General features: G+C 70.0%; 11 protein-coding genes. 8 read left to right on the top strand and 3 right to left on the bottom strand.

Going from position 1 to position 9947, the window contains the following annotated elements:
- Window positions 1-223: 223 nt before the first annotated feature.
- Window positions 224-1441 carry a sorbosone dehydrogenase family protein gene (locus R3E98_21575; GenBank protein MEZ4426000.1) on the bottom strand — a complete coding sequence of 406 codons (1218 nt, stop codon included), beginning with the start codon at window positions 1439-1441 and terminating at the stop codon, window positions 224-226.
- A complete protein-coding gene (locus tag R3E98_21580; GenBank protein MEZ4426001.1) occupies window positions 1438-4296 on the bottom strand; it encodes a prolyl oligopeptidase family serine peptidase in 2859 nt (952 codons plus the stop codon). Before R3E98_21580 ends, R3E98_21575 begins: the two co-directional genes overlap by 4 nt.
- A 214-nt stretch (window positions 4297-4510) precedes the next feature.
- Here R3E98_21580 and R3E98_21585 point away from each other — a divergent pair, with 214 nt between their 5' ends.
- From R3E98_21585 to R3E98_21605, 5 genes are read left to right on the top strand one after another with little or no spacing between them, the layout of a single operon-like run.
- Window positions 4511-4735 (top strand): hypothetical protein, encoded by a 225-nt coding sequence (locus R3E98_21585; GenBank protein MEZ4426002.1) that lies wholly within the window; start codon window positions 4511-4513, stop codon window positions 4733-4735.
- Window positions 4735-5205, top strand: coding sequence for a type II toxin-antitoxin system VapC family toxin (locus tag R3E98_21590; GenBank protein MEZ4426003.1), 471 nt, complete (start codon window positions 4735-4737; stop codon window positions 5203-5205). Before R3E98_21585 ends, R3E98_21590 begins: the two co-directional genes overlap by 1 nt.
- A gap of 27 nt (window positions 5206-5232) precedes the next feature.
- Complete coding sequence (locus R3E98_21595) at window positions 5233-5511, top strand: type II toxin-antitoxin system prevent-host-death family antitoxin (protein ID MEZ4426004.1); 279 nt, start codon at window positions 5233-5235, stop codon at window positions 5509-5511.
- Window positions 5508-5897, top strand: a complete 390-nt coding sequence (locus R3E98_21600; GenBank protein ID MEZ4426005.1) for a PIN domain-containing protein — start codon at window positions 5508-5510, stop codon at window positions 5895-5897. The genes R3E98_21595 and R3E98_21600 overlap by 4 nt, the downstream gene beginning before the upstream one ends.
- Window positions 5898-5919: 22 nt before the next feature.
- Window positions 5920-6390 carry a hypothetical protein gene (locus R3E98_21605; GenBank protein ID MEZ4426006.1) on the top strand — a complete coding sequence of 157 codons (471 nt, stop codon included), beginning with the start codon at window positions 5920-5922 and terminating at the stop codon, window positions 6388-6390.
- A 123-nt stretch (window positions 6391-6513) separates the two neighbouring features.
- On the opposite strand, the gene R3E98_21610 is transcribed toward R3E98_21605, so the two are convergent.
- The gene (locus R3E98_21610; protein MEZ4426007.1) at window positions 6514-7872 is read right to left on the bottom strand and encodes a hypothetical protein; all 1359 of its coding nucleotides are present in this window, start codon (window positions 7870-7872) and stop codon (window positions 6514-6516) included.
- Between the two features lie 112 nt (window positions 7873-7984).
- On the opposite strand from R3E98_21610, the gene R3E98_21615 reads away from it, so the two are divergent.
- From R3E98_21615 to R3E98_21625, 3 genes are all read left to right on the top strand, one after another.
- Window positions 7985-8242: a DUF6364 family protein gene (locus tag R3E98_21615; protein ID MEZ4426008.1), complete on the top strand. Its 258-nt coding sequence runs from the start codon at window positions 7985-7987 to the stop codon at window positions 8240-8242.
- Window positions 8242-8649: a PIN domain-containing protein gene (locus R3E98_21620; protein ID MEZ4426009.1), complete on the top strand. Its 408-nt coding sequence runs from the start codon at window positions 8242-8244 to the stop codon at window positions 8647-8649. Before R3E98_21615 ends, R3E98_21620 begins: the two co-directional genes overlap by 1 nt.
- 102 nt (window positions 8650-8751) lie before the next feature.
- Entirely contained in the window at window positions 8752-9885 is a 1134-nt protein-coding gene (locus R3E98_21625; protein ID MEZ4426010.1) for a membrane dipeptidase, read from the top strand.
- Window positions 9886-9947 lie beyond the last annotated feature (62 nt).

The raw sequence follows: 9947 nt of genomic DNA on the forward strand, positions 1-9947 counted from the left end.
AGATAGCCCGCCACCTCTCCAGCGGCGGAGCCGTGGATCGGCTCCCACACGCGAACCAACTCTGGATGTTGGACAGCATCGAGCGGCCGGACCGGTACCCGCTGGTGAGTCGACAGGGGAGGAAAGGGGTGTAGGCGCAATTTGGTCCCGGCCGCGCGGAGTCGGACCTCTCGGCGTTAAACCCGTTCCTTCGTCAGAGGCGACGACAGTTAGGTCAGATCCCTCACCCCACCCACCGCACCCGGAACACCCGCTTCCCCGCATCATCCGACACCAGCAGTGACCCATCCGCCGCCTGCAGCACGTCCACCGGCCGGCCCCACACCTCTTTCACCTCGTCGTCCCGGACGATGAACCCGGTCAGGAAGTCCTCGGGAGGCCCGGAGGGCCGCCCGTCCGTGAAGGGAATCCGGACCACGGAGTAGCCCTTCAGATCCAGACGGTTGATCGACCCGTGCAGGGCCACGAAGGCGCTGCCGCGGTACCCGTCGGGGAACTGCCCGCCGGTGTAGAAGGCCAGACCCATCGGGGCCGCATGCGCGGGCAGCAGCACGTCCGGCGTGAGCGTCTTCTCCACCAGATCGGGTCGCGCGCCGTTCAGGATGGGCTCGGGGTTGGGGCCGATGTACGCGTAGGGCCAGCCGTAGAAGCCGCCCTCCACCACGGACGTCACGTAGTCCGGCGCCAGATCGTCCCCCAGGTGGTCGCGCTCGTGCACGGCGGTCCACAGGGTGCCGGTCCCGGGATGGAAGGCCATCGGCACCGGATTCCGCAGACCGCCGGCGAACACACGGTGCCCGCTTCCATCCGGGTTGTACTCGTTGATCGCGGCCCGGCGGGGATCGTCGCCGGGCATCGCGTTCGTGGCGGACCCCACCGACACGTACAGCTTCCGCCCATCCGGCGAAAAGATCAGATTGCGCGTCCAGTGGTTGAACCCGCGCGTGCGAGCCACATCGATCCCCAGCCGCTCGGCCGTGTCCGTGTCCAGCGCGTCACTGCTGACCGGGAGATCCACCACGTGCTCGGGCGGTCCGCTCGCCTGGAGCTGACCCGGCCGGTACGCGAAGCGCACCACCGCGTCGTTGTTGCCCACGTACAGGAACCCGTCCTGGAACGCGATCCCGAAGGGACGGTTGAGCCCGCTCGCGAACGTCTCCTGGAGCTCGGCCACGCCGTCGCCGTCCGCATCGCGCAGCACCAGGATCTGGCCCTGCCCTCCGGACTCTGTCAGGAACACGTCCCCGTTCGGCGCCAGCGCCATGCGCCGCGGATACGTGAAGCCCTCCGCGAAAACGGTCACCTCGAACCCGTCCGGCACCACGAGGGCGGCGTCCGCGGGCCGCTCCACCACCTTGGGGATGGCGCGGTTCCACGGCGTCTCGAACGGCGTGGGGAGCTGCTGCACCGCCAGGGCCAGCAGCAGCGCGGGTGCGGTCAAGACACCCCCCGCACCTTCACCTCCGTCCCCAGCGTCTGCCCCTTCAGGATGGCCGGCACGCCCTCCTCCATCCACACGGGCGCGGGCGCACCCTTGAGGTAGTGGTCGAAGAACTGCTGCATGCGCAGCGCCCAGTCCTTCCGGTTCTGGTCCTGCCGCAGGCCGTGGGCCTCGCCGTTGTAGTTGAGCATCCAGACCGGCTTCTGCAGGCGCCGCATGGCCGAGAACATCTCGATGCCCTGGTACCAGGGCACCGCGCCGTCCGCATCGTTGTGCATCATCAGGAGCGGCGTCTGGATCTTGTCCACGTAGAACAGCGGCGAGTTGTGCAGATACTGCTCCGTCGCGTCCCAGGGCGTGCCGCCGATCCGGCTCTGCGTGCGCTCGTACTGGAACGCGCGGCTCATGCCGGTCTGCCAGCGGATCCCGCCGTAGGCGCTGGTCATGTTGGCCACCGGCGCGCCCGCCTCCGCCGCGGCGAACAGGTTGGTCTTGGTGATCATGTAGGCGATCTGGTAGCCACCCCAGGAGTGGCCCTGCACGCCGATCTTGTCCTCGTCCACGAAGCCCTGGGCCACCAGGTTCAGGACCCCCGGCACCACGGCGTCCAGCGCGCTCTCGCCTGGATAGCCGATCTCGTAGGGGATGTCGGGGATGAACACCAGATAGCCGCGGCTCACGAAGAACGGCACGGAGATGGACGAGCTCCCGGGCGTGGGCGAGCGGTAGTCGTACAGCCCGTCCGACATGCGCTCGTAGAAGTACACCATCATCGGGTACTGCTCGGACGCATCGAACCCGTCCGGCTTGAACAGCATGCCCTGGAGCGGCGTGCCGTCGTTGGACATCCACTCGGTCAGCTCGGCCGTGCCCCACGTGTACTGGCTCTGCTGCGGGTTGGCGTCCGTCAGCTTGACCATGTCCGTGATGGAGCCGTCCGTCACCCACAGGTCGGGGAACTCGCGGAAGTCCTCCCGGCTCACCAGCCAGCGGTCCGCGTCCTCCGCCTTGCCGCGCAGGGTGAACGACTTGTCCGCCAGCACCACGCGCGTGGGTGTCATGGCGCGGTCACTCCGGCCCTCGTAGTAGCCACCCTGCTTGGTCGTCAGGTGGAACGCATGGAGCAGGATCTCGCCCGCCGGCACCGGCTCCACGTCGGGCTGGGTGTCGGCCCAGCGGAAGCGGATGCCCGCCTCGCGCCCCTGGCCCTGCGTGAGATTCACCGTGCGTCCGCTCGCCGGCTCGAAGCGGAAGACGTCGTAGCGATCGTAGAACAGGAACGCCTGGTCATCCTCCGTCCACCCCGCGGAACCGTACGGCGGGGGCTCGTCCGGATGGTCGTCCAGCTCGTCCCAGACGGGCTCGGGCGCATCCGCGCTGGCCGTCATCGTCTCGCCGCCGGCCAGGGCCGCCGTCTTCCACTGCTTCTCGGCGCCGTCCCACCAGGTGGCCCACGTGCCGCCCGGCGAGATGCTCGCACCGCCGAAGCCCTTGATGCGCTCCGCCACCTTCCGCGAGGCACCGGTGGTCAGGTCGATCGCATACACGTCGTTGTAGCGGCCGTCCCAGGACAGCTCCTGCCGGTAGGGCACGTCCGTCACGCCGATGGCCCAGCGCGGCTCCCCCTCCTCCGCGTAGCGCACGTCCGGAATCTCGCGCGTCGCGAGCTGCACCACCCGACCCGCGTCCAGGTGCGCCACCGCGTCGTACGTGCGCTTCTTCTCCTCCTCCAACTGCACGAGCTGCATGGGCTGCAGGTACGGATCCTTCCAGTTCCAGACGTCGACGGAGACCTTGTCCTCGTCCAGGATCTCCTCGTCGGGCGCGGGCGCCGGGCGGGGCGCGGTACCGAAGTACAGGCGGTTCCCGCTTTCGGAGAAGCGCAGCGTCCCGTGCTCGCTCACCCACCAGCCGTCGGGGATGCCGCCGGTGGACGCGCTCGCCACCGTGCGGGGCGTCCAGTCCCCCGCGCTCGCGCGCTCCAGCGTGAAGGCGGGCTGCTCTGCCGCGAAGTCCGCCGCGTCCGTCAGGAACGCCACCTGCGCGCCGTCCTCGGAGAGCGCGATCTTACGGTAGTGTCCCTCGTCCGCGCGCAGCGTGTGCAGCGTCCGGTCCGGCAACGTGAGCACGTGCGCGCCGTCGCCGCTGCCGTCCTTGGTGGACGTGGTGAACGCGAGCGCCCGCCCGTTCTCGGCGAAGACGTACTCCACCACGTCCTCGTAGCGGCTTTCCTGCCCGGAGGCGAGGTCGCGCACCACCAGCGTGGCGCCCTCGTCCTTCTCGTGGTCGGGTCGGTCGGACGCCTCGTCCCCGGCTTCCGCCTCTTCGCGCGCGGCACCGCGGCCTTCGGCGCTGTCGCCTTCCGGCTCCACCCGCCAGGCCACCCACGCACCATCCTCGGCGACCTTGAAGTCCTGCGCGGCACCCAGGCGGGTGACGGCGGAGACCTGCGGGGTGCCGCCCGCGAAGACCGCGCTCAGGTCCGCGACCGCGAGCGAGTCGCCCGGGAGATCGTCCCGCTTCTTCCCTTCCCGCTTGAGCGAGTCGAGCACCGCCTCGACCGGCGGGATCTCGAAGACCACGAAGCGCGAATCCGAGCTCCACACCGGAGACGCGCCCCGGAGCGCAAGCTCGGTCCCGCCCTGGCGGGCCGCCCGCACCTTGAACGTCGGATCGCCCTCGAGCGGACGGAGCACCCAGGCCAGCCATTGCCCGTCGGGCGAGAGGGCCGGGTCGGCGATGGTGTTCCAGTGGAGCACGTCCTCGTGCTCGAGCGGCCGTTGCTGGCCGAGCACGGGAATGGCGGAGGCGGCCAGCGCGACGAGGCCGAGCGCGAGCGGGCGGGTTGACGTCATCGAGATCTCCTTCAAGCGCGTGGAGTGCTGCACCATCCTACCGCATGGGGGCGGGCGGGTCACGGAACGCGGAGGTGAGGCCGGCCCTGCCATCCCACCGCCCGGGAAGATCCGGGATCGTTCGTGGGGGCGGCGGGCGGACGAGCCGGCTTGCCCGCGCTCCGCTGGACTCACATATTTTCAATGTATTTGTACTATGTGCTCACAGCCACCGATGCCCCAACTCCACCTCTATGTGCCGGACGAGCTGGCCGCCGAGATCGCGCGCCGGGCGGAGGCACGCGGCCTGAGCGTGTCGCGCTACCTGGCGGACCTGGTGCGGGCCGAGGTGGCGGGCGGTTGGCCGGAGGACTTCTTCGAGTCGGTCGCCGGAGGCTGGGTGGGTCCCCCCCTGGAGCGCGCCCCCCAGCCGCCGCTGGAGATCCGGTCCGGCGGCTGATGCCCTACCTCCTGGACACCAACACCTGCATCCACGTGCTCAACGGGAGCTCGCCCGCGCTCGTTGCCCGTCTCGGACGCGAGCGACCCGAGCGGGTCCGCCTGTCCACGGTCGTGAAGGCCGAGCTCCTGCATGGTGCCCGCCGGTCCCAGCGCGTCGGCGAGAACCTCGCGCTCCTGGCTCGCTTCTTCGCGGCCTTCGCGTCCGTACCCTTCGACGCTCGGGCGGCGGAAGCCTACGGCCAGATCCGGACAGAGCTCGAGCGCGAAGGGCGGCTGATCGGCGCCAACGATCTGCTCATCGCCGCCACGGCCCGTGCGCACGATCTGACCCTCGTCACCCATGATGTCGACGAGTTCGCCCGGGTGGCGGGGCTGGCCTGGGAGGACTGGGAGGTTTTGAGGGATCGCCCCGGAGGGGCCTTCTTCGACGCCCGCCGCTCGTTGGGTCGAGGCCAACCCTTGATATGACCAGTCTGACTAGATAAGGTCCCCATCATGTCGGACTCCTACTCCCTCTACGAGGCCAAGGCCCGCTTCTCGGAGGTCATCCGCAAGGTCAGGGAAGGCCGCACGGTCATCGTCTCCTACCATGGCACCCCCGTGGCCGAGATCCGACCGTATTCCGGCGAAGGAGAGGATCTCGAGGCACGTCTCGATCGGATGGTGGCCGACGGGACGCTGCTCCGCAGTCCCTCCGTGGAGGAGGCGCTCCCGCGACCGGTGCTCGACCGACCCGGCGCGCTGCACCGATTCCTCGCCGAGCGCGACGGGTGAGGCTCGCCTACGTCGACACCTCCGTGCTCGTGGCCATCGCGTTCGGGGAACCGGGTGCGGAGCAGTTGGCGCGCCACCTCGCGGACTTCGATGAACGGGTGAGCGCTGCTCTCACGGAAGCCGAGGTGCGCGCCGCCTTTGCGCGGGAGGAAGTCCCTTTCGCACCGGCTCTGATTGCGTCCCTCAGTTGGATCCTGCCGCGTCGCCTGTTGAGCAGCGAGATCGACTCGGTCCTGGACGCCGGCCACCTCCGAGGCGCCGACCTCTGGCACGTGGCCTGCGCGCTCTACGTGTCGCCGGTTCCCGCAGCCGTCACGTTCGCGACGCTCGACGCCCGGCAACGGGTGGTGGCCAGCGCGCTCGGCTTTCCGCTGCTACCGGTCTGAGACGCGAGCAGCGGACCGACCCATGCCCGACCCCGACCGGACCAGCCCCGAAGCCACCCTCGCCGCCTTCCGCGACGCCATGAGGGCGCGGGACTGGCCGGGCGCCCTCTCGCTCCTGTCGCCCCGAGCCCAGAAGGGGCTGGTGGGTAGCGCGTATGCGGGCGCGGCCTGGATGGAGGGGCTCGATGACGCGGCGCGCCGCTCGCTCGCGATGCTCATGGAACGGCATGGCCTGCGCGATCCGGACGCCGAGCGCACCCGGTCGACGGAGGAGCTGTCTGCGATGCTCGCCGACCTGGATGCCTGGTCCCGCGCTTCCTTCCCTGCAGACCGCCCCCTCGACCTGACCGCGAACGTGGCGGACACCTCGTGGACCGAGTTCCGGCGCAGCGGCGACCGCGCCTATGCCATCGCGACGTCGCGGGGTCGCCGCAGCGAGACCCGTCTCCGCGTGCAGGAGGGCGCCTGGGTCATCCTCGCCAGCGGGGAGTGAGCACCCGGGGCGCCAGACCTGTACGGTTGACGCCCCGGTGCGAGGACCGGTCGGAGTGGACGCGCCACCCCGCACGTCCGCGTCGGTGCAGCGGAGGCGTGCGTCGGGAGTAGCGTCGCCGCTCTACTGGCTCGGGTTCACCGTCACGGTGAACGACTTCGGCGCCACATCCCCGACGCTCAGCGTGATCGTCTTCTGCGTCGTGGTGGGCTGGATGCCCACGATGAGCAGGCCCGTGGTGCTGCCCGCCGGGATCGTGAGCGGCGTGATCGCCACCGCCTGGGGATCGCTCGACTGCACCGGGACCGTATAGCCTCCCGCCGGCGCGGGCTGGGAAAGCGTCACGTCCAGGCGTAGCGCGTCGCCGCCGGTCACCGTGGCGTACGTGGCGTTCCCCCCTTCGCGGGTGACCCCGGTGACGACGACCGCATCGGGATACACCATGACCGTCGCGGTCCGGGACACGCCGTAGCCGGTCACGGTGACCGAGACCTGCTGCGGCGCGGTCACCGTCCCGAAGCTCACGGGAACGCCGAGCATGCGGTTGTCGCCCGGGGTGAGGGAGACGGAGGACTGGACGCTGGCCGGACCCGACGCCATGAGCTGGAGCGTGCCGCCCTTGATGGGTTCGTGCGCCAGTCGGATCCGCACGGAGCTGCTCCCTCCCGAGGTCACGGGCGTGGCCGGAGGTGGACCCGCGTAGGAGTTGTTCCCGAAATCCCAGCCATACAGACCGTCGTTGGGAAAGAGGGCCATGTCGGGGCTCGGTGCGTCCAGCACGCGGACGTTGCGCGTGGGACCGCTCGTGAATGGGACCTTCCGCGCCTGCACCTCCACCGACCAGGGGTCGCCGAGGTAGATGTACTCGCTCACCCCCCGCAGCTCGAAGGACGCCTGCATCTGGCCCGCGGGCACGACCACCACACCCGGTGCCTCGAGCGACTGGGGCCGCTCGCTCACGATCTCGATCTCCACGGGCTCCGACGAAAGGGTGGTCAGCCGGACCCGACCGGGCAGGGTGCCGCCCACGTAGACGTCGTTCGCGTCCACCTCGAGCGTCGCCACCTGGACGGACGCATCGGAGGCAGGCGGAAGCGAGGCCGGTGTCCCCGGATACCGGCTGGCCACCAGCGCCTTGGCCGGCACGCGGATGGGTTGGCGGAGGCGAGGGCCCCGCAATTCGATGTCGATCCCTTCCAGGGGATTGAGCGCCTCTTCTGCGGTGATCGACAGTGTGACGGTACTGCTGGTGGCGCGGACGGTGGACCGGATGCCGCGCACCTCGCGCCCGTTCTTCAGGAACTTCACCTCCGTGACCTCCGCCAGCCCGGCCCCATCGACGCGGAACGTGAGGTCGCGCGCGCCGGGCGTGATCTCGAGGGTCTGCTTGGAGACGGAGCGGATCGTTTGCGCGGCCGCGTTGCCGGCCAGGAAAGGCAGCAGGACGACGAGGAGCAGCGCAAACAAGCGTGGACGAGGCATGGGTGACTCCCGTGGGTCCGGGTGAGGGCTTCGATCTCTCCCTAGCCGGTCTGGAGGTCCCCGGGGATCATCGGGTGCGGGGCGGAACCCCTCGCGACGAAGATACGTATGATTGCCCATCGATACGTATCTCCAGGAGGAGCAGCCGGTGAAGCGCAAGGTCACCATCACGCTCGAGGAGCACCTGATCCCGCGGGCCAAGCGATATGCCGCGAGCCAGGGCGTGTCCCTCTCCTCGCTGATCGAGGAAGCGCTGGACCGCATGACGTCACGGCCGACGACCGGGGTGGTGGAGCGCTGGAGGGGTCGCTTCGAGTTGGCGGATCGGGACGACGACCGCTACCGCGCGCTCGCTGCGAAGTACCGGTGATGCTGCTCGACACCGACGTCCTGCTGGACGTGGCGCTCGACCGGGCGCCGCACGTCGAAGCCTCCGCCGCGCTGCTGACGTGGTTGGAGACGCAGCCGCCGATGGCGTTCGTGGCCTGGCACACGCTCGCCAACGTCTCCTATCTGCTTCGCTCCCGAGCCGGCGGACGCGCGGTTCGCTCCTTCCTGAACGATCTGACGGCCTTCCTCACCGTGGCCCCCGCCCACACGGACGCCTTCCGCTACGCGGCCACGCTCGGCATGGCCGACTTCGAAGACGCCCTGCAGGTGGCCGCGGCCCAGGCCTGTGGCGCGCGCGTCATCGTCACGCGCAACCTGGCCGACTTCCGCGCCTCCCCGGTCCCTGCGCGAACACCCGCCGAGATGCTGGAGGAGCTGACGGGCTGACCCGCGCGGGGAGGCTCGTCCGCGACCCCATCCGCCCCCCTGGCGAATGCCCGTCCGTCCCCCCCACTCTGACCGCCTGCCCACACGACCGGGAGGCCGCCCATGCCCATGCCGCGCCGAGACTTCCTCCGCCACGCCGCCGCCGCCGGCGTCGCTCCCTCCCTGCTACACACGCTGGGGACGGAAGGCCGGGCGGAACGGACCCGCCCCGCCGCCTGGCCCGGCTACGCCGACGCGGTCGTGATCGACTTCCTGGGCAGCCCGGGCTACTTCAACTACCCGGAGAATCCGCCGCTCGACGAGATCATGGTGAACAACGCCCGCACATCGGGCATCACCGCCATGAACGTCACGGTGAGCTCGGGAGACACGGTGGGCACGCTCCGCCGCATGGCGCCCTGGTTCACCCATGTGGAGCGCTGGCCGGACGCGTTCCGCATGGTGCGCACGGTGGAGGAGCTGAAGGCCGCGAAGGCGGGCGGGCAGGTCGGGATCGTGCTGGGCTTCCAGGACACGACACCCTACGAAGGCGACCTCTCCCGCGTGGACGTCTTCCACGACATGGGCGTCCGGGTGGTCCAGCTCACCTACAATGTCCGCAACCTCGTCGGCGACGGCTGTCTCGAACCGGGGAACGCCGGGCTCAGCACGTTCGGGCGTGAAGTGGTGGCGCGTCTGAACGAGCTGGGCTCCATCGTCGACCTCTCCCACTGCGGCAAGCGCACCACCGCCGAGGGCATCGCGGCCTCCACGGCCCCGGTCGGCATCACCCACACCGGCTGCAACGCGGTCGCGCGGCACCCGCGCTCGAAGGACGACGAGGAGCTCCGGGCCGCCGCCGACAAGGGCGGCGTGGTAGGCATGTACCTCATGCCGTTCCTCTCGCCCGGCCGCGTGCCCACGGGCGATGACGTGATCGACCACATCGAGCACGCGCTGCAGGTCTGCGGCGAGGACCACGTGGGGATCGGCAGCGACCTGTCCATCACGCCCATCGACGGCTCGGACGAATACTGGTCCAAGCACCGCGAGTTCGTGGCCGGCCGCATCGCGCGCGGGATCGCCGCACCCGCCGAGGATCCGGACGTCCTGTTCACGGTCCCGGACCTGAACACGAACCGGCGGATGGAGCGGATCGCCGACCGGATGTCCTCTCGCGGCCACCCGGACCGCGTCATCGAGAAGGTGATCGGAGCGAACTGGTTGCGGCTGTGTGGGGAGGTGTGGAAGGGCTAGGCGCCGGCCAGAAGAGGTGCGGGTCAGCGTGGGAAGGGTGTCGATGAGCGGCCCTTTCTAGA

The sequence above is a fragment of the Gemmatimonadota bacterium genome, from assembly GCA_041390125.1.
Lineage (GTDB): Bacteria > Gemmatimonadota > Gemmatimonadetes > Longimicrobiales > Gaopeijiaceae > JAGQIF01.